Annotated in this window: 17 protein-coding genes and 3 pseudogenes; 8 read left to right on the top strand and 12 right to left on the bottom strand. The window is 70.9% G+C overall.

The features are described from left to right. Positions 1–83 precede the first annotated feature (83 nt). A complete protein-coding gene (locus AB5J54_RS01365) occupies positions 84–770 on the top strand; it encodes a hypothetical protein (RefSeq protein ID WP_369141998.1) in 687 nt (228 codons plus the stop codon). A gap of 86 nt (positions 771–856) precedes the next feature. Here the strand turns inward: AB5J54_RS01365 and AB5J54_RS01370 are convergent, their stop codons facing one another. Then, positions 857–1,078, bottom strand: coding sequence for a helix-turn-helix domain-containing protein (locus AB5J54_RS01370; protein ID WP_369141999.1), 222 nt, complete (start codon positions 1,076–1,078; stop codon positions 857–859). Between the two features lie 69 nt (positions 1,079–1,147). Between AB5J54_RS01370 and AB5J54_RS01375 the strand changes: the two genes are divergently transcribed. Together AB5J54_RS01375 and AB5J54_RS01380 are read left to right on the top strand one after the other, a co-directional pair. Further along, positions 1,148–2,128: a DUF2254 family protein gene (locus tag AB5J54_RS01375; protein WP_369142000.1), complete on the top strand. Its 981-nt coding sequence runs from the start codon at positions 1,148–1,150 to the stop codon at positions 2,126–2,128. A 330-nt stretch (positions 2,129–2,458) separates the two neighbouring features. Further along, complete coding sequence (locus AB5J54_RS01380; protein WP_369142001.1) at positions 2,459–3,790, top strand: DUF1254 domain-containing protein; 1,332 nt, start codon at positions 2,459–2,461, stop codon at positions 3,788–3,790. 199 nt (positions 3,791–3,989) lie between these two features. Here AB5J54_RS01380 and AB5J54_RS01385 read toward each other — a convergent pair whose 3' ends face one another. The 7 genes and pseudogenes from AB5J54_RS01385 to AB5J54_RS01415 form a co-directional block, all read right to left on the bottom strand. Continuing rightward, positions 3,990–4,865: a universal stress protein gene (locus tag AB5J54_RS01385; RefSeq protein ID WP_369142002.1), complete on the bottom strand. Its 876-nt coding sequence runs from the start codon at positions 4,863–4,865 to the stop codon at positions 3,990–3,992. A 438-nt stretch (positions 4,866–5,303) separates the two neighbouring features. Then, positions 5,304–6,176: a MurR/RpiR family transcriptional regulator gene (locus AB5J54_RS01390; RefSeq protein ID WP_369142003.1), complete on the bottom strand. Its 873-nt coding sequence runs from the start codon at positions 6,174–6,176 to the stop codon at positions 5,304–5,306. A gap of 159 nt (positions 6,177–6,335) precedes the next feature. Further along, positions 6,336–7,550: a M20/M25/M40 family metallo-hydrolase gene (locus AB5J54_RS01395; protein ID WP_369142004.1), complete on the bottom strand. Its 1,215-nt coding sequence runs from the start codon at positions 7,548–7,550 to the stop codon at positions 6,336–6,338. Then, on the bottom strand, positions 7,547–8,299 hold the full coding sequence (locus AB5J54_RS01400) for an amino acid ABC transporter ATP-binding protein (protein ID WP_369149184.1): 753 nt from the start codon (positions 8,297–8,299) through the stop codon (positions 7,547–7,549). The genes AB5J54_RS01395 and AB5J54_RS01400 overlap by 4 nt, the downstream gene beginning before the upstream one ends. 8 nt (positions 8,300–8,307) lie before the next feature. Then, positions 8,308–9,273, bottom strand: coding sequence for an amino acid ABC transporter permease (locus tag AB5J54_RS01405; RefSeq protein ID WP_369142005.1), 966 nt, complete (start codon positions 9,271–9,273; stop codon positions 8,308–8,310). 2 nt (positions 9,274–9,275) lie between these two features. Further along, positions 9,276–10,223 (bottom strand): ABC transporter substrate-binding protein, encoded by a 948-nt coding sequence (locus tag AB5J54_RS01410; RefSeq protein WP_369142006.1) that lies wholly within the window; start codon positions 10,221–10,223, stop codon positions 9,276–9,278. A 273-nt stretch (positions 10,224–10,496) separates the two neighbouring features. Then, positions 10,497–10,677, bottom strand: a pseudogene (locus AB5J54_RS01415) (IS5/IS1182 family transposase); the annotation flags it as partial. Positions 10,678–10,785: 108 nt separating this feature from the next. Between AB5J54_RS01415 and AB5J54_RS01420 the strand changes: the two are divergent. Beyond that, positions 10,786–10,983, top strand: a pseudogene (locus AB5J54_RS01420) (hypothetical protein); the annotation flags it as partial. Here AB5J54_RS01420 and AB5J54_RS01425 read toward each other — a convergent pair. Both AB5J54_RS01425 and AB5J54_RS01430 read right to left on the bottom strand, forming a co-directional pair. Further along, positions 10,961–11,434: an SRPBCC family protein gene (locus AB5J54_RS01425; RefSeq protein ID WP_369149185.1), complete on the bottom strand. Its 474-nt coding sequence runs from the start codon at positions 11,432–11,434 to the stop codon at positions 10,961–10,963. The pseudogene AB5J54_RS01420 and the gene AB5J54_RS01425 sit on opposite strands and share 23 nt — an antisense overlap. A gap of 335 nt (positions 11,435–11,769) precedes the next feature. After that, positions 11,770–12,783: a PI-PLC domain-containing protein gene (locus AB5J54_RS01430; protein WP_369142007.1), complete on the bottom strand. Its 1,014-nt coding sequence runs from the start codon at positions 12,781–12,783 to the stop codon at positions 11,770–11,772. 355 nt (positions 12,784–13,138) lie between these two features. Here AB5J54_RS01430 and AB5J54_RS01435 point away from each other — a divergent pair. Together AB5J54_RS01435 and AB5J54_RS01440 are read left to right on the top strand one after the other, a co-directional pair. Continuing rightward, positions 13,139–13,854: pseudogene (locus tag AB5J54_RS01435) on the top strand (GvpL/GvpF family gas vesicle protein). A gap of 125 nt (positions 13,855–13,979) precedes the next feature. After that, positions 13,980–14,267, top strand: a complete 288-nt coding sequence (locus tag AB5J54_RS01440; RefSeq protein ID WP_369142008.1) for a WhiB family transcriptional regulator — start codon at positions 13,980–13,982, stop codon at positions 14,265–14,267. 218 nt (positions 14,268–14,485) lie between these two features. Here the strand turns inward: AB5J54_RS01440 and AB5J54_RS01445 are convergent, their stop codons facing one another. Then, positions 14,486–18,709, bottom strand: a complete 4,224-nt coding sequence (locus AB5J54_RS01445) for a S8 family serine peptidase (protein ID WP_369142009.1) — start codon at positions 18,707–18,709, stop codon at positions 14,486–14,488. Between the two features lie 91 nt (positions 18,710–18,800). Here AB5J54_RS01445 and AB5J54_RS01450 point away from each other — a divergent pair, with 91 nt between their 5' ends. Further along, complete coding sequence (locus AB5J54_RS01450) at positions 18,801–19,754, top strand: helix-turn-helix domain-containing protein (protein WP_369142010.1); 954 nt, start codon at positions 18,801–18,803, stop codon at positions 19,752–19,754. A gap of 622 nt (positions 19,755–20,376) precedes the next feature. Next, complete coding sequence (locus AB5J54_RS01455; RefSeq protein ID WP_369142011.1) at positions 20,377–20,829, top strand: SRPBCC family protein; 453 nt, start codon at positions 20,377–20,379, stop codon at positions 20,827–20,829. A gap of 136 nt (positions 20,830–20,965) precedes the next feature. Here the strand turns inward: AB5J54_RS01455 and AB5J54_RS01460 are convergent, their stop codons facing one another. Continuing rightward, on the bottom strand, positions 20,966–22,552 hold the full coding sequence (locus AB5J54_RS01460) for a phospholipase D-like domain-containing protein (RefSeq protein WP_369142012.1): 1,587 nt from the start codon (positions 22,550–22,552) through the stop codon (positions 20,966–20,968). Positions 22,553–22,554 lie beyond the last annotated feature (2 nt).

Consider the following 22,554-nt stretch of genomic DNA (forward strand, 5'->3'; position numbering starts at 1 on the left):
GCAACGCCCGCCCGCCCGACGGCTATACCTTCCGAGGGCAGGACAGCACCCTCACTCCACACTCGACCGTAAGGGCCGCCACCGTGACCGGACGCACCCCAGAGACGACCGAGAGCCCGAGACCGGACGAGACCTTCGGCGAGCCGCGATGGCCGATGGCCGCGGCCGTCCTCGCCGCCATGGTGCTGACCCTCCTGCTCCCCGACGACCTCCGTCTGGCACCTCGCTGGGTCATCCCCGCCGTCGAGGGACTGCTCCTGCTGGCGCTCATCGCCGGCGACCCGGGCCGGATCGACCGGCGCACGGCCGCCCTGCGGAGCATGTCGGTCGCCCTGGTGGGAGTCCTGGCCCTCAGCGCCGTCTGGTCCACCGTTCAACTCATCGACGACATCCTGCATGCCGGGAAGGAGACCAGCTCCGCCATCAGCCTGCTGCAGACCGGCGGCACGGTGTGGGCCTGCACCGTCCTCGCTTTCTCCCTGCTCTACTTCGAACTCGACAGCGGCGGACCCGCCGCCCGCGCCCACCGCATGCCCTCCACCCCCGCACTCGCCTTCCCCCAACAGCTCAACCCCGAACTGGCAAGCGCCGACTGGCGACCCCACTACATCGACTACCTCTACCTCGCGCTCACCAACGCCACCGCCTTCAGCCCGACCGACGTCATGCCCCTGGCACCCTGGACCAAGATCACCATGGGCATTCAATCTCTCGTCTCCCTGCTCATCCTCGGACTCGTGGTCGCCCGTGCCGTCAACGTCCTCGCCTGACAAGCCGCCGCGAGAACCGCGTCGGCCCGCACGGCTCCCGCGGTGAACGCCGGCGCGCGCTGCGGGGCGACGCCGGCGCTTGCCCATCACGCCCGAAGAGGCTCCGCCCAGCCGTTCCGCACCGCGCAGGCCCCGAGCTGCATCCGGGTCCGGACACCGGCCAGGTCCATGTGATGACGCAGCCGCCGGTGCAGCGTTCGCGGTGACAGACCGAGTTGTGTCGCGGCCGCCACGTCCGTCAGGCCGGCCAGGAGCAGCGCGAGGATCCTGCGGTCGAGCTCGGTCGGGCCGTGCTGACCGACCTCCACGGTGGGTTCGGATGCTCCGACCGTGGCCGACAGCGCGAGCGGGCCGGCAGTGCGCCATACCGACGCTACATGCGCCTGTGGTACCGGGACCGGCTGCAGAAGGCGGTGCTGGCGACCTTCACCGGGACGTTCGCGTTCGCTTTCTCCTTGCTGCGCAGCATCGAGACCGACTCCGTCCCCGATCTCGGGGTCACCCTGGCCGGCATGGCGGTGGCCGTCAGCCTCGTGCTCCTGCTCATCTGCCTCAACAGGTTCACCCACAATCTCCGACCGGTGGCCATCGCCGAGCTGGTCACCCGGATGGGGGAGGCCGTCTTCACGAGCGGGGCCGCGGCGATCCGGGGCGCGGCGCTCCACGGAGACGGAACCGTGATGCGCCTGCGTTCCGGACGCGGTGGATCCATCCAGGCGTTCAACGTGTCCGCGCTGGTCCCGGAGGCGGCGCGCCACGACTGCGTCTTCGTCGTGACCCGGCTGATCGGCGACTCCGTACCGCCCGGCACTGTCCTCATCGAGGTCCACGGGGGCACGTCGCAACCGGACCCGGACCGGGTGACCGGTCTCGTCGCCCTCGGTGCCGAGCGCACCATCGAGCAGGACCCCGCCTTCGCCCTGAGGATCCTCGTCGACATCGCCATCAGGGCCCTCTCCCCTGCGGTGAACGACCCTACGACCGCAGTGCAGGTGATTGATCACATCGAGTCCTTCCTGCACATGGTCGGCAGCACACGCCTCCCCGGTCGATGTGTACTGGCCGATCGCCACGAGCGCGCCCGGTTCGTTCTCCCGGGGCGTGACTGGGAGAACTTCCTCCAGCTCGCCGTGTGCGAGATCCGCGAGTACGGCGGGTCGTCCATGCAGATCTGCCGACAGCTCCACGCCATGCTCGAGGGCCTGCTCGACACCCTGCCGCCGTCTCAGCACGACGCCGTGCGGACGGAGATCAGCCTGCTGCAGGAGCCGATCGACCGAGAGTTCACCGACCCGGCCCGCCGGGCCATCGCGCAACGGCCCGACCACCGGGTCATCGGTGGGAAGTACCCCTCGTAGTGGGCTCGCACACGTCCGTCCGTGCCGGACCCGCACAGCGAGGGCGTCGACCGCCCTGTCGCGCAGGCCCTCCGTGATGACCTCCTCGTACCGGCCCGCTTCCGAAGAAGCGATGGCATTGCCGGATCCCCGATCCCGCGGACGCTCACCCCCCGACGCCTCCGCCCACGCCTCGATCGTCAGCGACGCCTCCCATCGCAACTGCTCGTCGCCGGTCAGATCCGACGCTTACGTCTGCGTCACCCGTCCGGCGGACTCGCCGCGCGGGAGGGCGGGTGGCGCTCATAGCGTCGGGCCGACGGAGTTCGCAGAAGCGCCCGGGAGAAACCGATGACAGATGAGTCGCTCGAGAAGCTGGCCACGGAGGCGTGGATCTACGGATACCCACTGGTCACGGCGGCCATGACGAAAGGCTCCATGACGGCGGTTCCGGCCCGGGACGACGCACATCGGAAGGCCCCGGTCAACCAGTTCTGCTACATGCGTGCCACCCCGGACGCCTCCTTCACCGAGGTCGTCTCGCCGAACGCCGACACCCTGTACTCCAGTGCCTGGCTCGACCTGTCCGACCAGCCGCTCGTGCTGACCCTGCCCGACTTCGGCGACCGCTTCTGGATGGTCCCGATCCTGGACGCCTGGTCCGATGTCTGCGCCGTCGTCGGCCGGCGCAAGAACGGCCCGTCCACCGGCCCCTTCCTGATCGCCGGGCCTTCCTGGTCGGGACCGACCCCGCCCGGCCTGACCCTGTTGAAGTCGCCGACCGTCGTGAACTGGATCATCGCCCGGTACGCGACCAGCGGCCCGTCGGACTTCCCCTCCGTCAACCGGCTCCAGGACGCCACGCGCCTGATCCCGCTGTCGGAGTGGACCGGCGACCCCGATGACTACATCCCTCCCACCGATGTCGCCGTTCCCGCCGATGCCGACACCACGACGCCGCCCGTCGACAAGGTCCACACTCTCAGTGGTCGCGAGTACTTCACCCTCCTCAACCGGATGATGGTGGACAACCCTCCCGCCCCGGCCGATGCTCCGGTCCTGGGCAGAGTCGCCAAGCTCGGTATCGCACCCGGCGCGAGCCTGGACGACCTGTCCCCCGAGGAGCTCGCCACCCTGGACGCGGGTGCGCGGCGCGGCCCGGGGGTCCTGCGCGATCTGCTCGCCCGAGCGGAGTCCGCAGGCTCCGGTGGGTGGACCGTGCACCGAGGCCTGGGTGATTACGGAACCGACTACGCCAAGCGCGCGGTCATCACCCGGTTCGGGTACGGAGCCAACCTCGACGCCGACGCCCTGTACCCGCACGCCACCACCGACGCCGACGGCCGCCCTCTCGACGGTGCCCACACCTACGTACTGCACTTCGACGCCGGCGAAACCCCGCCCGTCGACGGCTTCTGGTCCCTCACGATGATGAATGAGCATCAGCTCTTCGCCGACAACCCGCTGAACCGCTACGCGATCGGCGACCGCAGCGGTATGCGGACCAACCCCGACGGCTCCCTGGACATCTACGTCCAGCACGAAAGCCCCGGAACCGAGCGCGAAAGCAACTGGCTACCCGCACCCGCAGGCAGCTTCAACGTCTTCCTGCGTCTGTACTGGCCCAAGCAGCCGGCCCTCGCCGGCGACTGGACCCCGCCGGCCCTGCGACGCACCAGCTGAACCGCAGCCAGCACTCCAGCAGCGTTTCGCCATCCGGCCTGGTCAGGAGCGTCGTCGGGAGGGTGAGCCGGGAGTGAACGGCCCTGCGCCTTCGGCGCGGTGCTCAGTCGGTTTCACGACACGGTCCTCTTCCGGCTCCGCTGCCCCGCGGACAGTGAAACGTGGACGCTGTCCTGCCGACGTCCGATGTGCCCATCCATCAGGTGTGCGGTACGACTGCGACAGGACAGGAGGCGTGGTGGATGACGGCGTGGGTGACCGATCCAATGTGAGCGCCCCTGGTTGCCCTCCGCCGGCCGACGACCACGAGGCGTGCGTCCGACGCGGCCTCGATGAGATGCTCGGCTGCCCGTCCCGAAGCGGACACCTCCGCCACCTCCGTCGCCGGAAACCTGTCCCGGAACGGTCGTACCGCGTCGGCAAGCGCCGCCGCCCTCTCGTCCTTCGCGGCCGCGCTGGAGTGGTGAACGAAGGATTCATGCCATGTGTGCACGATCTCCAGCGGGACGTGGTGCCGCCCGGCGAAATCGAACGCGAAGGACAGGAGCTCGTCCTTGACTTCGTTCACATCGAGACCGAGCACCACCTTCCGGCGGCTGCTCCTCTCGGACGCATCGGAGCTGTCCTTCTCGTATCCGGGGCGAACGAGGACCACCGGACGCTGGGCTTCCGCGATGACCTCCTGCCCTACCGAACCGACGATGAACCCGCGGACGCTACCCAGCCCATGAGAGCCCACGACGAGCAGCTCCGCCTTGGCAGCGGCGGCGAGCAGCACGCTGACGGGCGCGTCTTCGACCTCGTCAGCGGTCAGGGCAAGGCCCGGCTGCCGGGACCCGACACGCCGCTCGGTCTCAGCCAGCACGCCTTCCGCCGCGCCGGCACGATCTTCGTGCGACACCTTCATCGCCCCCAACTGATGCTCCGCCCACCGCGTGGCGTACACCAGTCGCAGATCCTCGCCGCGCAGCGCCGCCTCGTCGGCGGCCCAGTCCACCGCCGCCACGCTTCCTTCAGAGCCGTCCACTCCCACAGTGACAGGTCGGGACATGCTGCTCTCCTCACCTCGGGCCATCGTCGACAGGCCCTCACGGGGCGCCGCTGGGCATCCTTGCGCGAGAGCACCTCGTCGAGAAGCTACCGAGTCGCCGAAGGAATGGTGTGCGCAGTGTTCGACGACGCTGCCGAAGTACCCCGTCCGGCGGAGGCACCGGGATGGCCGCCCTTTCGCAGACCGAGTTGTGTCGCGGCGGTCAGATCCGTCAGGCCGGCCAGGAGCAGGACGAGGATCCTTCGGCCGAGGTCGGTGGGGCCTTCAGCACCGACCTCGACGATGGAGCACCCGATCCGCAGGACTCAGCAGCCGACGTCCGGCCATGTTCCCCGACGTATCGACGGACGATCTGGTCAGGCCAGGACGTGCAAGAGCGACAGGCCGCACCCTGAGAGTCACCGGCAGGGCCGCGTCGACCTCGCCGCCCACACCGTCCGGGAGGGGGCGGTCCGCTTCGGGTCACTGCAGACCGATGCGCCGCGCGATCTCTTCGGTGTGCCGCAGACGCGCGGGCGCTTCCTCGCCGAGCGCCGCGACGACTCCGGCGACGACGGTCTCGACCACGGCGAGGGTGGGCACCAAACTGTCGTACGGCGACGGCGTCGTGACCAGGCTGGGCAGCACGACCTCGGCGTGCGCGGAGACCGGGGACAGCCATCGGTCAGTGAACAGGACGACCTTCGCACCTTGTTCCAGGGCGAGTTGGGCCATGGTGACCTTGTCCTGCTCGTAGCGGCGGTAGTCGAAGACGACCAGGACGTCGCGGCGTGTGAGCGCACCGAGTGCAGCGGTCCGTTCGACGTCGCCCGCGGGCAGGAGGCGGATGTCGCCTCGCAACTGCATGAGGTGCAGTCCGAGGTACTGGGCGAGGAGATGGGTGAAGCGGCCGCCGGCCAGGGTGATGCGCCGTCTGCCGTCGGCCAGGAGCGAGACGGCGTGTTCCAGGTCGTGCGGCGGGAGTTCGGTGAGGGTCTGCGCGACGGCGGAGCTGAACAGCCTGCTGCCCTGCCCGAGAAGGGACACCTCGCCGTCCGCCTCCTCGTCGGTACGGGCGCGGTCGGCGGATTCGTACAGGGACAGGGGCGAGGCGTTGCGTTCGTCGAGTTCCTCGCGCAGGGCGGTCTGGAAGTCGGGGAAGCCCCGGTAGCCGATCCGGTTGACGAAGCGGATGACGGTGGGGGCGCTGACGCCCGCCCGTTCGGCGAGGACGGCGACGGTCTCGAAGCCGGCGGAGGGGTAGTTGGCCAGGAGGACGCGGGCGACCTTGCGCTCGGCCGGGCTGAGGTCGCCCAGCTTGTGCCGGATCACGTCGGCGAGTGCGCCAGAGGCCATCGCGGGTTCCCTTCTCGGTCGTCGGCGGGCGTGCGGCCCGCGTGCCGAGCCTAATGCCGATCATCTGAGCCGCGTTCCAGGCCACCTCGGGGGCGGCGACGGGTGCTCCCGCACCGGGCAACGGCGCGATGAACCGGTGCGGGAGCGTCGGGGGCAGCGTCAGTCGCTGCGGCTGTCGCCGAGGTCGGCGATGAGGGAGGCGAGCAGGGCGACCCTGACCGGGACCGTACTGACGTCGAGCCATTCCTCGGGGGTGTGGTCGGCGCCGCCGACCGGTCCCAGGCCGTCCAGTGTCGGGACCCCTGCGCCGGCGATGGTGTTGGCGTCCCCGACGCCGCCCGTCGCCGTGGCGCCGACGGTCAGGCCCAGGCGTACGCCGATGTCCTGGGCCCGGTCGAGCATCCGGCGGGAGGCGGCCGTGTCCTCCATCGGCGGGCAGGACGCGAGTTCCTCGACGGTGACGCGGGTGCCGGGAACGACGGGCCGCGAGGCGGCCTCCTCGAGGGCGACGGCGGCGGCGCGCATGCCGCTGTCCGTGGCCGAGCGGATCTCGACGAGGAGTTCCGCCTCGGGGCAGACGATGTTGAAGCGACTGCCCGCGCGCACGACGCCGACGTTGAGGGTGACGCCCTCCCACGTGCCGTTCAGCGCTTGGAGGGCGATGACGAGGTGGGCGGCGGCCAGAGCCGCGTTCGCTCCGCGTTCGGGTTCGATGCCCGCGTGTGCGGCGCGGCCGGTGACGGTGAGCCTGAAGTCGGCCACACCCTTGCGCGCGATGACCAGGTCGCCGTTCTCCCGGGCGCATTCGAGGGCGAGGGCGTAGTGCGCCCCTTCGGCCGCCCGCCGGGTGACCGGCCTGCTGGCGGGTGAGCCGATCTCCTCGTCGGGCGTGGCGAGGAAGACGAGTTCCGCGTAGTCCTCGATGCCTGCCGCGGCGAGGATCTCGAGGGCTGCGAGGCCTGCGACCAGGCCTCCCTTGTCGTCGCTGACGCCGGGTCCGTGGGCGAGGGGCCCCCTGAGGGAGAAGGGGCGCTCGGCGGCGGCCCCGTCGTCGAAGACGGTGTCCATGTGCGCGGCGAGAAGGATTCTGCGGCCTCCGTCGGCGACGGCGAGGCGACCTTGTCTGCGGCCGATGAGCACATCTCCGGTGCGGTGTCCATGGGCCGGAGGCAGCGGGACGCGTTCCACGGAGAAGTCCAGACGCTCGAGGCGGGCCCGGACCAGGTCGGCGACCCGGTTGACGCCGTCGGCGCTGTACGAGCCGGAGTCGATCGCGACGAGTTCGGCCAGGTCTTCCAGGTACCGCGCCTGGTGTGCGCGGGACAGGGACAGCAGCGCTTCGTCGAGGGGCTGCTGCCGGGGCGGGGCGCTCACAGGACCTTCGAGAGGAAGGCGCGTGTGCGTTCCTGCTCCGGTTCGGCCAGGACCCGCCGGGGGTCACCGGATTCGACGACGACGCCTTCGTCCATGAAGACGGCCAGGTCACCGACTTCGCGGGCGAAGCCGATCTCGTGCGTGACGACGACCATCGTCATGCCGTCGTCCGCGAGCCGGCGCATGACGTCGAGGACGTCGCCGACGAGTTCGGGGTCGAGCGCCGACGTCGGTTCGTCGAACAGCATCAGTTTCGGTTTCATGGCGAGGGCGCGGGCGATGGCGACGCGCTGCTGCTGGCCGCCCGAGAGCTCGGCCGGGTAGTGGCCCTCCCGGTCGGCGAGCCCCACCTGGTCCAGCAGGGCCCTCGCCTCCTCGCGGGCGCGGTCCCTGGCGGTGCCGGCGACCTTGACGGGGGCCTCGATGACGTTCTCGAGGGCCGTCATGTGCGGGAAGAGGTTGAACCGCTGGAACACCATGCCGATGTCGCGCCGCCGGGCGGCGACCTCGCGCTCGCGCAACTCGTGGAGACGGGTGCCCTGCGGCCGGTAGCCGACCGGTTCGCCGTCGACTGAGAGCCGTCCTCCGTCGATCTTCTCCAGATGGTTGATGCACCGCAGGAACGTGGACTTGCCGGAGCCGGAGGGTCCAAGGAGACAGCACACCTGGCCGCGTTCGACCGTCAGGTCGATGCCCTTGAGGACCTGGAGCTTCCCGAAGTGTTTGCGCACGCCCTCGGCGTGCACCATGGGCGTGTTCAACGGCCCTCCTCCTTGTGTGTGCGGCCGCGCAGGGCGGTGAGGGGTCCGGCGCACAGGCGTCGAAGTGGGGAGGCCTCGGCGCCGCGGGCCGTGCCGCGCCCGTAGCGGCGTTCGAGCCACGCCTGCGGGACGCTCAGGGCGCTGACGAGAGCCAGGTACCAGAGCGACGCCACCACGAGCATCGGGATGACCTGGTAGTTCTGCCCGTACACGTCCTGGATGTTGGACATCAGGTCGTGCGCTGCGATCACCGACACGAGGGCGGTCATCTTGAGCATGTTGATCGTCTCGTTGCCCAGCGGCGGGATGATCACCCGCATCGCCTGGGGCAGCACGATCCGCCGCATGGTGAGTGCCGGACGCATGCCGAGCGAGTGCGCCGCCTCGGTCTGCCCCGCGTCGACGGACCGGATCCCGGCGCGGACGATCTCGGAGGTGTACGCGGCCTCGTTCAGGCCGAGCGCGAGCAAGGCCGCGACGGCCGGGGTGAGCAGGGTGTTGGTGTCGGCCTGGAGGAAGGTGACGCCGGTGAACGGGACGCCGATCATCACGTGCTGGTAGAGGGCTCCGGCGTAGCCCCAGAAGATGATCTGTACGAGCAGCGGGGTGCCGCGGAAGACCCACACGAACAGCGACGAGAGGGCGTACAGGACCGGGTTGTCGGAGAGACGCATGACGGCGACGAGGGTGCCGAGGCCGAGGCCGAGGGTCATCGCGGCGGCGGTCAGCCACAGGGTGGTGGCCAGGCCGTCGAAGATGAGCCCGGCGAACAGGTAGTGGCCGACGACGTCCCAGTGCAGGTTGCCGTTCTTCGCGAGCGAGCCGATGAGGCCGGCCAGCGCGGCGACGGCGGCCACCGCGGAGAGCCGGCGACCCCAGTGGTGGACGGGGACGATCTCGAAGGTGTCGGGTGCGAGGGAGTCGCCGGTGTGCGGTGTGGCCACGGGGGTGGTGGTGGTCATCTCTAGTCCACCGCCGCGTTCTTGGTGGCTTCCTTCACGGCGATGGAGGCGACGCCGTACTTGTCACAGATCCTGGCGAGGGTGCCGTCGTCGATCAGCGCCTGGAGCGCCCGCCTGATCGCGTCGGTCAGTTGCGGGAGCCGTTTGCTGACCGCGATGCCGTTGGGCGAGGCACGGTAGCCGGCCGGCGCCTCGGGATCCTCGGCCAGGTCGAAGGCCTTGCCGCCGTCTGCGGTCTTGGCCGACCAGCCGGCGGCGGGCTTGGTGACGACCTCCGCGATCACCTTGCCGGAGCGCAGGGCGAGTTGGGCGTCGGAGTCCTTGGGGAAGGTCTGGATGTCGGCCGCCTTCCGGCCGATGGCCCGGCATGTGGCCTGGTGGGCCTCGAGCAGCTTGTACTGGTTGGTCGCCGCCTGGACGCCGACCTTCCGGCCGCAGAGGTCGTCCAGCGTGCTGACCTTCGCCGGGTTGCCCTCGGACACCAGGATGCCCGAGCCGGAGCGAGAGTAGTCGACGAAGTCGACGACCTTCTGCCGCTCCTTGTTGTCGGTCAGCGCCGACATCGCGGCGTCGAACTTGCCGGCCTGGAGGGCGGGCACGATGCCGTCGAACTTCGTCGGGGTGAAGGCGAACCTGACGCCGAGCTTCGCACCCAGGGCCTGGCCGAGGTCGTAGTCCAGGCCGGTCAGCTCCCCCTTCCCCTCGGTGACGAACATCGCGAACGGGGGGTAGGGGACGTCCGTGGCCACGCGCACGGCACCTGCCTTCTTGATCTGCTCGGGCAGGGCCTCGTGGAGGGCCGCGTCCCGCGTGACCGTGACCCCGGCGACACTGCCCCCGGCCGCCGGCTCACCACCGCCGGTATCGCTCGCGCCGCAGCCGGAGACCACCGCCAGAGCCGTGCAGGCCAGCACGGCAGTCGCCCCGCGGCGGGGCACAGAGATGTACATCAACGTCGTTCCCTCTCGAACGTCCGAAGCGAGCGGAATCATCTCCGCCGACGTTTCAGAAGTTACACATCAATGTCATCAATGGCTAGATGTAACGTCTATTACGTACGGACGTCCGCCGTGCGAGGCGCCGAGCTGTGCCGTCGCCGCCACACCAGATGACCGACGCGGCGCGAGGCCGTCCGTCCCGGGCTGAACCTCGGTACGCGGGCTGATCCACGAACCCACCGGTGCGCAGGAGCCCATCGCTGCTCTGCCGCGATGGCGGCAAGGGCGGCCTCGACGCAGCCGGTTGCCCCGCTGGTCTGCCGGGACGGGAACCACCGCCCGGATACCGCGCTTGCGCAGGCGCCCGCGGATGGCGCGTGACGAGTACGCCTTGTCGGCCAGGACCATGTCCCGGCCGGGTGCGGGGCCGTCCGCGTCGACGGGGAACGCGCAGGCGGGCCATCACGGGGGCGAAGGCGGGGTCGGAGCGAACCTCGGCCGGCGAGACCTCCCGCTCGCCGGCCGATGTTCGCCCGGCGCACGGGACCGAGCGTGACCCAGGCACGACGTCCGGGCGGGCGGCATGTCCGAACACGCTCACGGGGCTGCCCGCGACACGCGCAGCGCCCTGCTCGTCGCGATCGGCACCGGCGTGGCCGCCGCACTCGTGTGTGACGGCGTCACCGTCACCGGCGGAGGTTACGCCGGGGACTCCCCGGCACGGAACTCTGCCGTCGTCCCGGCGTCTCTCAGCCGCGCGCGTCCCGCGTGAGGCGGCTGTCCACTTCGCCGTGCTCGCGCACCGCGATCCGTGACAGCTTGGTCAGCATCATGCCGTTGCGGACCGCGACGACGTAGTCCACCGGCAGTCCATGCATCCGTGTACCAGGACCGCGGAGCGGATGCCAGTCCAGGATGAACAGTGTGTTGTCGCCCCAGGGGATCAGGTTCATGGCGATGCGTGCCGCGCCGAACGGATGGGCCCTGGCCTCCAGCTCCAGCCGGTGTCCCGGATCGCAGATGCGGACGACGCACGTGTCGTCGAGGGTGAGGGGGCCCACGCCGACCCGGACGCGCAGGCGTGCGCCCACCTGGGGCCAGTGCGTGTCCGCCTCGAGGACCTGCTGGGTACCCGTCACCCATTCTCCGTAGCGATGGCCGTCGGACAGCAGGTTCCAGACCTCGGACGGTGAGCTGAGGATCAGACGGCGGTTGCGGGCCACATCGACCACGCTCCTTGACCAGGTGAGGATGCGGAAGCACAGCGCTTCATGGCCTGGGGCCCCTCCACGGCGAACCGGCGCTCCCGTCGCCGCGTCGCGCACGGAACACCTCCTCGGTCGCGGCGCGCCCATCGACACTATCCGCATCGCGCGCCGCGAGCATCCGCAGGGCGCGGTCCACTGCACGGGGAGAGGTCACGTCGGAGCAGCGCACCACTCGGTACGGCGCGTGGCCGGTCTCTCGTACAGCCAGGGCCAGTGGGCGACCCCCAGGAGCAGCGGCACGACGACCACGGGCCCGCCGCGCTTCAGCCCCGCGGCGGGTGGCCGGGGCCTCAGTTCCGGGCGTTCAGTTCCGCGACGATCGAGGCCGGCGTGTGGCCGCTGCTGTCGGACACCCGGTGGAAGTCGACCGAGACGAAGTTCGGGTCGCGGCCGCCGGCCGCCGCCCGGCACTGCTGGGTCACGCGGTCTCGCAGCTTGGTCCCGTTGTCGAGGGCGGCGTTGATGACCGTGGGTACGTTCCGGTGGTGGCTCATGGTGAAGAGCCGCCGGAAGCCGGGCTCCTGACGGTCCAGCGGCACGTCGGACCACCGGCTGACGCAGGAGAGGTCGTTGCCGAGGTCGCCGAGGCTCCAGAAGTTGCTGACGGTCCAGGCCCTGTCGTACATGACACCGAGATGCTCACGGTCGGGTGCGTCGCTGAAGATCAGCAGGCGCTTCCCCGCGCCGACGAGTTCGGTCATCCTCGGCCACCCCTGCCGGCGCACGTTCCACGCGTCGGGCCGGAAGAGCAGCTGGTCGAGGCCGCGTACCCGGCCGAGCGAGTCGCCCAGCTGCTGGGCGCTGACGTAGTCCTCCAGGAAGACGGTCACGACCTCTTGGGGGTTCGCCGCGAGGAAGTCCACCACTGTCTGCATGCTGCTCTGGAAGGACTGCCGGGGCAGCGCGTACGTGGCCCCTGCGAAGGTCTTGCAGTCGCCGTGGCAGAGGTAGACGTCGCTCGGGTAGCAGTCGCTGCCGAAGCTGACGACGCAGAGCCAGGTGCTGCGCTCGTACCAATGGGTGTCCAGGCTGAGGCCTCGTACCCCGTTGTCGAGCTGATGGCGCAGGGACTCGGACTGCGACACCGAACTCCAGCGGGAGTCCTCGTAGTTGGTGAACGCATTGTGGGTGCCGAGGAAGGAGACCTCGTCGAGCCGCCGGTCGCCCCAGCGCTCGCGGGCCTGGGCCACGGCCGCGCCCCTCGCGTTCGACGTCGCGACGAACCCGCGGGCGGGGGCGTCGGGTGGCGCGGCACTGGCCACGGCGGGTATTCCGACGAGGCTCACCAGGAGGAGCAGGACCACGGCAAGCGGTCCGGCCCTCAGAGAGGAAGCAGTCCCGACCGAGCGCACGCGTAACCGTGGGCCCCTACCGAGGCGGTTCTTCTGGATTGGCATGTCCATGCTCGACATGTACTCGCTCCCACCGGCGCGGCGCAAGGCTCCGCCAGTGACCGAGAACCCAGCCCGGTTTGAGGGCAGGACGGCCGGTAACACGGGAGACGACCACGACACCGAACCGCCCCCACGACATCACCCGGTCCAACGCGTGCTCCCAGCCCCCGGGCGCCTGATCGGGGCCCCGGGCGTTCCCGAGGCCCTCCGCCAGGAACCGTAACGACGGGACGGAAACGACACGCACTGGACGAGAGGGGAAACGATGACAACGTACGTCTACGGCATAGCCCCGGCCGACCGGAAGCTGTCCGGCGACATCGAGGGCGTGGGCGACCCGCCCAGGCCCGTGCGCGCCGTACGCAGCGGCGACCTGGTGGCCCTGTGCAGCGACGCCCCGGCCGAACTCGTTCCGCGGCGACGCGATCTGCTGGCGCATCTGCACGTCCTGATCGAGGCCGGCAAGGACGGATCGGTCCTGCCGCTGAGGTTCGGAGGGATCTCTCCCGACGACGAGACCGTCGCCGCCATCCTGGAGGAACGCCACGACCGCTACCTGGACGGCTGGAGGAGCTCTCCGGTAAGGACGAGTTCAACGTGAAGGTGCATCACGACGAGTACGCCGCACGGCAGGTGGTACTGGCCGACGAACCCAACCTGATGAACCGGCGTCCGGCCGGCCGCGCGGCGGGCGTCGACAGCCACGACACGGCCACCTTCGGCGAACTGGTCGACCGGGCCGTGTACGAGCGGGGAAGGTCCGACGCAGCGCTCGTCGAACGCGTCCTCGGCGCCCATGTGGCGGCGATGGTCCGCGGACCGAGGGCCGTCGGCCGACTGGCCGACCTGTCGTTCCTCGTGGAACGAGAACGCCGCCACGAGTTCGAGGAAGCGCTGCGCGGCCTCCACCAGGAGCACGCGCACCTCCGGACCCAGGCGACCGGGCCGCTGCCGCCGTACAGCTTCGTCGAAACCGATTGACCACATGGCCCCATCAGACGTCACTCCGACGAGGCGGACGAACCCTCGGCCCGTTTCGCGCGGGGCTTCACGGCCAGACGGGAGAAGAGAACCGTTTGGCCACCGAAGCGAAGGAGTGGGCTGACATGTCGAAGACATCGCACCTCCCCGGGCGGGCGGAGCATCAGTGGGCCTGGCAGAGGGCGGCCGCGTGCCGCGGTCTGGGCACCGAGGTGTTCTTCCACCCGGAGGGTGAGCGCGGCAAGAGCCGGGTGAAACGCGAGGAGGCCGCCAAAGCGGTCTGCGACCGGTGCCCCGTACGGGCCCAGTGCCTGCAGCATGCCGTCAGCGTGGCCGAGCCGTACGGAGTCTGGGGCGGCCGCACGGTGAGCGAGCGTCAGCCGTCCACGGGGACCGAGGCGGCTGCGGCATAGCCGGACCCGGCGGGCGCGAGACGGAAAGGAAGGCAGCCATGTCGACCCAGAACGCACTTCTCATCCTCGCGGCGGCGGTCGCCGTACTGGTGAAAGAGGGGCCTGCGTGAGATTCTCCCGCTCGGCCACGCGCGCGAGCGTCGACCGGACCCGGGAGTTCCGGGCCGGGTCGACGCTCGCGCCGGTCATGCGGTCACACGCGTCATGCGCGCGGTGGGTCAGCGGCGTAGCTTCAGGCGGTGCACCCCGCCGTCGACCGTGCCGACGTAGAGCGTGCGGCCGTCGGGGGCGGCGGCCAGCCTCGTGGTGTCGGTGTTCTGCAGGCCGCTTGAGATGTTCTCCCAGGTGAGGCCGTTGTCGGTGCTGCGCAGTACACCCCGGCCGCCCTGGACGAGTCCGGACTCCCTGGAGCCGGCGGTGGCCGCGTAGAGCGCTCCGTTCACCCGCAGCAGGTCCGAGACGTGGACCACGAGCGGGCCGGTGTCGGCGGTGCGGAAGGTCCTGCCGTCATCGGTGCTGACCCGGACGGACGATCCGCCGACGACCAGGCGTCGGCCATCCATCACGATCGCGGAGACGGGGCCCTCGGCGACCTTGGTCTTGGTGACGCCGCCGTCGTCCGAGCGGTAGAGGCCCGAAGCGTTGCCGAGCCAGAGGCGCCGCGGGTCGCGCGGGTCACCGGCCATGGCATCGAAGGACCTCTCGTGGAAGAGGTTCTTCCACGTCCTGCCGCCGTCGGACGTCGCGAACAGCCCGTCGCCGAAAATGCTCCTGAAGCTGATCGCCACCCGGTCCGGGTCGGCCGGGTGGACCAGGATCGAGGTCGGTATCTCCGCCGACGTGCCCTTCACCTGCCAGGTCCGGCCGGCGTCACCGCTGCGGGAGACCTCGAAGAGGCCGGTCGCGGTGCGCCGGACCTGCCACACCACCTTGGTGTCCTCGGGCGAGACGGCGATGTGCGAGGTGAGGCGACCGGTCCTGCCCTCCGCCCCGGACTGGCCCCACTCGGGGCCGGCGACAGGGATCGCGGTGCGGTAGGTGCCGCTCACCGTTCCGGCGAGCAGCTGGTCGCCGCCGGCCGCGAGGGCGAAGGTGGTCAGGCCCTGGACGCCGATCCTCCGGTATCCGCTGCCGTCGGCGGAGCCGCGGTACAGGCCGTCCTGTTCGCTGGAGACGGTCACCGAGCCGTCGGCCCAGCGGTCGTAGTCCATCGCGATGGCGGCCTTCGAGGGGGCGGACACGGGCTTCCAGGTCTTGCCGTGGTCGTGGCTCACCTGCCCGGCGCCGAACAGCGCGCGCAGGTACAGGTCGCCGCCGGAGGCGGACAGTCCGTTGCCGCCCTCCGCCAGGGGCAGCAGGGTGGACCAGGTGCGGCCCTTGTCGTAGGAGCCGCGGACGCCCGTACCGGGGACGTAGGCCGCCACCACGGTGGAGTCGGCCGCCATGCCGCGGACGGTGTTCACGGGCTCGTCGAGAACGAGGTGCGCCGTACCGGGGTCGCCCTTGCCGACGCCGTCGATCCGCCAGACGCCGTCGAAGGTCGCCAGGTACAGGGTGCCGCCGACGAGGGTCGCGTCGCGGACGTCGCCGGTCACGCCGGTGGGGTACGTCGCCCAACTGTCGCCCGCGTCCGTGCTGACCAGCAGTGTGTCGTCGACGATCGCGGCGAGGGTACGGGTCTGCTCGTCCGCGACGAACTCGTCGATGTGCGCGTCGGGCACGTCGAGCTTGCGCCAGGTTCGGCCGTTGTCGTCGGTACGCAGGATCGTGCCCCGGCGGGTGGGGTCGGCGGCCGTGTTCACGGCGTACCACCAGCGATCGGGGCGGCGGGCGTCGACCACGACCGCTCCGGTGCCGTTTCCGTCGGCGATCGGCAGCCTGCCCACCTGGCGCCAGTGGGCGCCGGCGTCGGTGGTCAGCCAGGGGGCGGCCTTCCGGAACTGGGTCATGACGGCCTGCTTCGGCCGGGCGGGCGACAGCGCGACGTGACCGGCCTCGCTGTTCGGGCCGATGGGCTCCCAGCGGTTGCCGCGGCTGTCGGCGGGGGTGACCTCGAAGGCGCCGGTTCCGGTGATCCGCCGGCCGTCGGTGGTCGTGGCCCGCACGGCCAACCGGTAGGCGCCGGCCGCCTTCCCGGTCACGTCGGCCTGGTAGTAGCCGGCGCCGTTCATGGTGGTGGGCAGGGTGAAGGCCTTGCCGTGCGGCGGCGTGACCCTGATCTCCGGCGGCGCGTTCAGGGCGGCCGGGGCGGCGATGTGCACGGTGGAACGGCCGTCGCTCGGGTCGGGGGACGCCTGGACGACCAGGTGCCGGACGACGAGCAGGTACGGCACCCGGAGGGCCGGGCCTCGCACGGGGGTGGCCGTTATCCGGCCGCTGATCTCCGTGTCGGTGGCCGGGCGGTCTGCACGCAGGGTGACGTCGACGGTTGCCGACCCCCCGGCAGGGACGGTCACCCGCGGCGGAGACACGGCGGTGGGCCCGGTACTGCTGAGGGCGACGGTCAGCGGTGTCCTGCCGGGGTTGGCCAGGCGTACCTGCGCGGTGCCGCCGACGGTCCTGTCCGACAGGTCGGCGAGGCCGAACGACACGGTCGTCGGGGAGGCGCTGAGGGTGGCCGACGCTGCGGCGGCCACGTCGAGCCGTCCGTTGCCCTGGGCGGTGGGGCCGGTGCCGGCGAGCTGCTTCGCGGTGCCGACCAGTGCGGACCTGATCTCGTCGGGGTCCTGGTCCGGGCGCAGTTGGCGCAGCAGGGCGGCGGCTCCGGCGACGTGCGGGCTCGCCATCGAGGTGCCCGACATGCGGTAGACACCGGGTGCGTACATCGAGGTGGGGATGGTGGAGCGGATCTCCACTCCGGGTGCGACCAGGTCGGGCTTGAGGCCGAAGCCGGTGCCGGGTCCGCGCGCCGAGAACGAGGCGATCTGGTCGGTGGAGTCGGTGCCGCGCAGGGTGACGGACACCTTCCCAGCGGCCAGTTCGCGGCTCAGCTGGGCGTACTGGGTCGTGTCGATGCCCATGACGACCAGGCGGTCCATACGCAGCGAGTCGCCGGAGGCGGCGGTCCGGGTGAGGTCGGGGCGGGCGGGGGTGGTCGTGGCGCCGACCGTTCCCGGGGTGGCGGCGAGCACGGGTCCGCCCCCGGCCGGAAGGCCGCCGAGCACCGCGAGCGCGCCGCGCTCTTCGGCTTCGCGCGCCCAGTCGATGTCGCTCTCGCTCAGGACATCCGTACTGGGCGCGACGAGGATGTCGGCCCGCAGGATCTTGCCCCGTACGTCACCGACCCGCTTCCAGTCCTCGGCCGTGCCCGCGCCGACGTCCACGAGCGGCGCGGTGACCGGTTCCCGAGGCGGGTTCGCGGACAGGACGCCCCGGTACGTCTGGATCAGCTCGGGCTCCTTGCCCGCCAGGTACGCGCTGGGTATCCGCAGCCCGCTGGTGGAGGCGCCGACCGCGATGACGCCGTCGGCCGACGCCGGAGTGTCGACGGTGCCGCTGCCGGGACCGTCGTTGCCGGCCGCGGCGACGACGACCACTCCGGCCCGCACGGCGGCGGTCGCCGCGCGGCCCAGCGGGTCGGTGCCGTCACCGGGGCCGCCGAGGCTCATGTTGATGACGTCGGCCCGCTGGGGGTTGGCCGGGTCGGCCGCCGCCTCGATGCCGGCGATGATGTCGGAGGTGTAGCCGCTGCCGTCGGCGCCGATGACCTTGTAGGCCAGCAGGCGCGCGTCGGGCGCCATGCCGGTGACGCCTCCCTTCCTGACCGCCTTGCCCGCGATGATGCCCGCGACGTGGGTGCCGTGACCGTTGTCGTCCATCGGGTCGTCGTCGCCGTTGGCGAAGTCGAAGCCGCCGACGACCTTGTGCCCCTTGCCGAAGCCACCGCCCAGGTCGGGGTGGCCGTAGTCCACGCCACTGTCCAGGACCGCCACCACGGTGCCCTTGCCGGTGGCCTTCACACCGGCCGGGTCCTCGCGCTTCCAGACCTCGGGCGCACCGGTCAGCGGAACGCTGATGTCCGTGCGCACCTGTATCCGGGTGTCGGGCCGGACGGCGACGACGCCCGGCAACGCGGCCAGCCGCGCCGTCTCGGAGGCGGGCACCGTCATCGCCACGGCGTTGACGAGCAGGCCGAGTCTGCGGGGCGAGGCGGGGTGCAGTCCGGCTTTCCCCACCGTCCTGACGAAGGCGTCCTGCCGTGCCGCCAGGGCCCGTCGGGCATCGCCGACGGCGGAGGCGGTGCCGGCGGTCAGGGAGGTGAGCGAGCCGCCTGGGGCGGCTGCCACGGCTGCGTCTCCGGACAGCTCGACGATGACCCGCTGGTTCGGGTCGGGTGACTTCGCGGTCGCGGTGCCGGGTGTCGCGCTGAGCGTCCCGGCCAACGCGATGGTGGTGACCGTGGCCGCCGCCAGGCGTCGGCTTCTTCGTGGGTTCTTGGCCATGGGCAGAAGTCCTAGCGCCGAAGTCACGCTCCGTACAACGGATCTTGGCGGCCCATTGCTGCACTTGGCACAAGTGGGCCAGGATCCGCACATGACGAACGAGCTCACCGCGGCAGGCATCGATCCGTTCGACGAAAGCGTCTACCGGGCTGTGTTGACCCGGCGTACGGCGGCCCCGGCCGAGCTCGCCGCCGACCTCGGCTGCTCCCCTCTCCGCGTCGCCAGGGCACTGGACCGATTGCACGACCACGGCCTGGTCGGGCGGCTCGCGGGCGTACGACGCCGGTACGCGGCGATCGAGCCGGGAGCCGCGGTCGAGTCACTGGTGCGAACCAGGACCGCGGAGTTGGACCGGGTCCGTTCGGCGGCGGGCGAACTGTCCCGCCTCTTCGCGGCGGCCCAGGCCGGCACCGCCGGGGAGGACGAGGTGGAGATCACCACCGGCCGCGAGGCGCTCGGCCGCTGGTTCGTCCGCCTCCAACAGGAGGCGCGCGAGGACGTCATGACACTGGATCGGCCGCCGTACGCGCTGACCACGTCCAACCCGGTGGAGAGCAACGCGCTGGGGCGCGGGGTGCGCTACCGCGCGGTCTACGCCCCCGAGGCGCTGGAGTGGCCGGGGGTGCTCGACGACATCCGAGGACTCGTGAGCCGTGGCGAGCAGGCCCGGGTGATGCCGGGCCTGCGGATCAAACTGGCCATCGCGGATCGCCGGCTGGCGCTGATGCCGCTCTCCCTGGACCTCAATGGCGTGCGCGCTGCGGTCATCCGCCCCTCCACGCTGCTGGACGCCCTCACCGACTACTGGGAACTGTGCTGGAAACAGGCCCTGCCGCTCGACGCCCCCGCCCAGGACCCGCTCGGCGAGGAGGACCGTCTGGTGCTCACCCTGCTGGTCAGCGGCCTCAAGGACGAGGCCATAGCCCGCCAGCTCGGCTGGTCGGTCCGCACCATGCGCCGGCGCATGAGCCGCCTCCACGACCTTCTGGGCGCGGTGAACCGCTTCCAGGCCGGTGTCGTCGCGGCACGCCGCGGCTGGATCTGACCCGTCGCCGAGCCGGGGCCGATCTCGCCGGTCAGCGCGGGTTCATCGGCTGCACCACCCGCGGACGAAGAACCTTTGTTGCAGCTACTCCCCCAAGGCGCTTGAGCGCTTCTGGGAAGTGAAGTCGGGTGCCTGGAGGGAAGATCGTCCCACCAGGCACTCCTGCGCTTGGACACGTTGCGACATCACCCGGCTGCCACGTGTAGCGCGTAGCCGGCTCCAGGCGCGCTTCCCGGACCATGCGCGGTCCGGACCGCACACTTCGGCAAGCATCCGCGGGATGCCGACACTCGTCTCCGGGATCTGCCGTTGTCGGCCGCCGCGCGCTCGCAATCCCTCCCGCCGACCCGCTGCTTCAACGTAGCTGCCGGAAGTGCGTCGAGGATGCCGGTGAGCGGAGAGACCCGACTCCGCACGAGTCAGCGCACATGCCCAGTTCCCCACCGTGCAGACCAGGCTCAAACGATCAGAGGTCCGACACACCAGCGCCAACCATGCACGAGCTCGTCGGACCCGGCACCCGCCGTCCGACCCGTCCGAGGTGCGTGGGGCGGGTAGGTCCTCCACTCTGAAGGGAGCCTGCCCCTTGCGCCGGGCGGGAGCGGCCCCGACGAGGAGTGGCATGTCCAAGCAGTTCGAGGCGACGGTCGACGTGGTCCGGGACATCGACAAGGTGTTCGCGTATCTCGCCGACGGGCGGAACGATCCGCGGTTCAGCCCGCGGGTGCTCCGGATCGAGCGGGTCCCCGAGTCGCCGACGGCCGTCGGTACGGTGTTTCGCAGCACGGTGAAGGACGCGGGGATGAAGACCTCGCGGGAGTTCCGCGTCACCGCCTTCGACCCGCCGCGGTCGATGCGCTGGGCCGAGGTGTCGAAGAACCTCGTGACGGTGAGCGAGGGCGGCTACGACCTGGAACCGCTGCCGGACGGCGGGACGCGGGTCCGCATCCACAACGAGCTGGAGGGCCACGGCCTCGGCAAGCTCATCGTCGGCCTGGCCCTGGCCGCGGCGCGCAAGGACGCGCCGGCCTTCGGAAAGCGCATCAAGGCAGCCGTAGAAGCGGACGTGTCCTAGATCGGCGAGAGGTCGGGGCCTGTCCGACCGCTGCGCCTGCGAAGACGGCGTGCGCAGTGCCGGTGTGCACCTCGGGCCGGCGGACACGCTGACCCGAGGTGCGCCGAGGTGCACCGAGGTGCCGGTCGGGCGGGCGTCAGCCCTGGCAGACGCCGCGCGTGTAGTCGTACGTCGCCGTGGCCTGCGAGTACTTCCACTGCGGCACGAGGAGCCCGTCCGCCAGCTGGCGTGCGGCGGCGGGGCTTTCGATCACGTAGCCGAAGTCCTGGAGCCAGGAGGGGTACAGGTTCTTCGAGCCGATGTAGAAGGCCGAGTCGTCCACCGAGACCAGCTTGTGGTGCTGGGCGTACGGTTTGCCGTCCGCCCACGTCGGCTTGTCCGAGGCGCGGAAGGTCGCGAGCTGCAGGTTCTGGCACATCGCGGCCCTTGCCTTCGGCACGTCGCCGGTCAGGGCCGTGAGGCGGTCGCGCAGGGCGTCGCTCACCTCGGACAACGACTTGATCTGCGAGTAGCCGCCGCTGCCGATGGTGCCCCGGTTGGCCGGGTCGCTGACGACGATGCGCACCTTCACGCCGGCGGCGAGTTTCGCGGCGAGGGTGTCGTAGAGCCGGATGTCGTAGCGGGGCAGTGGCGGGCAGGTCGCGTTCAGGTCCTGCTGCGAGATCTCGACGTGCTCGGTCGCGCTCGCGACCAGTGCTCGCAGGGCGCTCTCCTCCGGGTTGACCGTGTCGTAGTCGCGGTCGGAGTTGGTGCGGTCGGACACACCGAATCCACAGGTGGTGTCGGCGGCCCTCGGCAGGACGGGCTGGAACGACGAGGACGGGTCGCTCTGCCGGATCCCGACGCCGAGGCCGCCCACCGCGAGGGCTGCAATGTCGCCTTCGGCGGGCGGGGCGGCAGGCCGGGGCAGCGTGGGCAGGCAGCCCGCGCCGTTGGAGGAGGCGAACCAGACGGCGGTCCAGTTGTTCTTGTTGCGACAGGTCCAGTCCCACAGCGTGTCGAGGTAGCGTCCGGCGGAGCCCGCCGCCGGGCCGGACAGCGCGAGGTCGACGTCGTTCACCGGGTGGGTGGTGTCGAGGTAGTCGTCCTTCCAGCTGTTGATGCCGCCGGTGATCACCGAGTTCCCGTCCACCACCACCAGCTTGGAGTGGTTCCAGGAGAAGCCGGTCTTCGACGTCGTCATCGAGGCCACGTCGAGAGTGACGCTCGCGGCCGCCGGACCGAGCTTGTCCACCAGCTCGTCGCGGTAGTTGGAAGGAATCACGTTGGCGTGGTAGAGGGGTGCGGCACCGACCAGGATGCGAACCTGAAGCCGGTTGCCCTTCTGCGCGGCCTCCTTCAGGCCGGCCACGATCGCGTCCTGGAAGGCTCCGTCGGGGAACGGGGCCAGAGTGGATATGTCCACGCTGTAACGGGCGTTCGCGATGTCCTCGCGTACCTTCTCCAGCAGGCGCCGGGAGCCTGAACGGTCGGCGCAGGTGGGATCGCCCCAACATCCGGGGGTCTGGAGCAGCCAGTCGGAGGCGCCGGGGGTGGAGGCGCCCAGCCTGTTCCCCGTCGTGCGCTCCCAGACGGAGCCCTCAAGGCCCGGAGAGACCTGACGCAGGGACTGCTCCACCGCGTCCAGGTGCGGAGTGGGCGCGTCGGCGAACACCGGGGCGGCGGACAGCAAGAGGGCGGAGAGGGCGAGTGGAAGGGCCGTCGTGCGGATGGTGGGGGCCAATG

This window comes from Streptomyces sp. R44, assembly GCF_041053105.1.
Lineage (GTDB): Bacteria > Actinomycetota > Actinomycetes > Streptomycetales > Streptomycetaceae > Streptomyces.

Excerpts from the sequence above, each read along its gene's own strand:
- AB5J54_RS01410 (WP_369142006.1), bottom strand. The coding sequence starts at position 10,223 with ATGTACATCTCTGTGCCCCGCCGCGGGGCGACTGCCGTGCTGGCCTGC.
- AB5J54_RS01405 (WP_369142005.1), bottom strand. The coding sequence starts at position 9,273 with ATGACCACCACCACCCCCGTGGCCACACCGCACACCGGCGACTCCCTC.
- AB5J54_RS01455 (WP_369142011.1), top strand. The coding sequence starts at position 20,377 with ATGTCCAAGCAGTTCGAGGCGACGGTCGACGTGGTCCGGGACATCGAC.
- AB5J54_RS01440 (WP_369142008.1), top strand. The coding sequence starts at position 13,980 with ATGTCGAAGACATCGCACCTCCCCGGGCGGGCGGAGCATCAGTGGGCC.
- AB5J54_RS01385 (WP_369142002.1), bottom strand. The coding sequence starts at position 4,865 with ATGGCCCGAGGTGAGGAGAGCAGCATGTCCCGACCTGTCACTGTGGGA.
- AB5J54_RS01450 (WP_369142010.1), top strand. The coding sequence starts at position 18,801 with ATGACGAACGAGCTCACCGCGGCAGGCATCGATCCGTTCGACGAAAGC.
- AB5J54_RS01445 (WP_369142009.1), bottom strand. The coding sequence starts at position 18,709 with ATGGCCAAGAACCCACGAAGAAGCCGACGCCTGGCGGCGGCCACGGTC.
- AB5J54_RS01380 (WP_369142001.1), top strand. The coding sequence starts at position 2,459 with ATGACAGATGAGTCGCTCGAGAAGCTGGCCACGGAGGCGTGGATCTAC.
- AB5J54_RS01390 (WP_369142003.1), bottom strand. The coding sequence starts at position 6,176 with ATGGCCTCTGGCGCACTCGCCGACGTGATCCGGCACAAGCTGGGCGAC.
- AB5J54_RS01400 (WP_369149184.1), bottom strand. The coding sequence starts at position 8,299 with ATGGTGCACGCCGAGGGCGTGCGCAAACACTTCGGGAAGCTCCAGGTC.
- AB5J54_RS01375 (WP_369142000.1), top strand. The coding sequence starts at position 1,148 with ATGCGCCTGTGGTACCGGGACCGGCTGCAGAAGGCGGTGCTGGCGACC.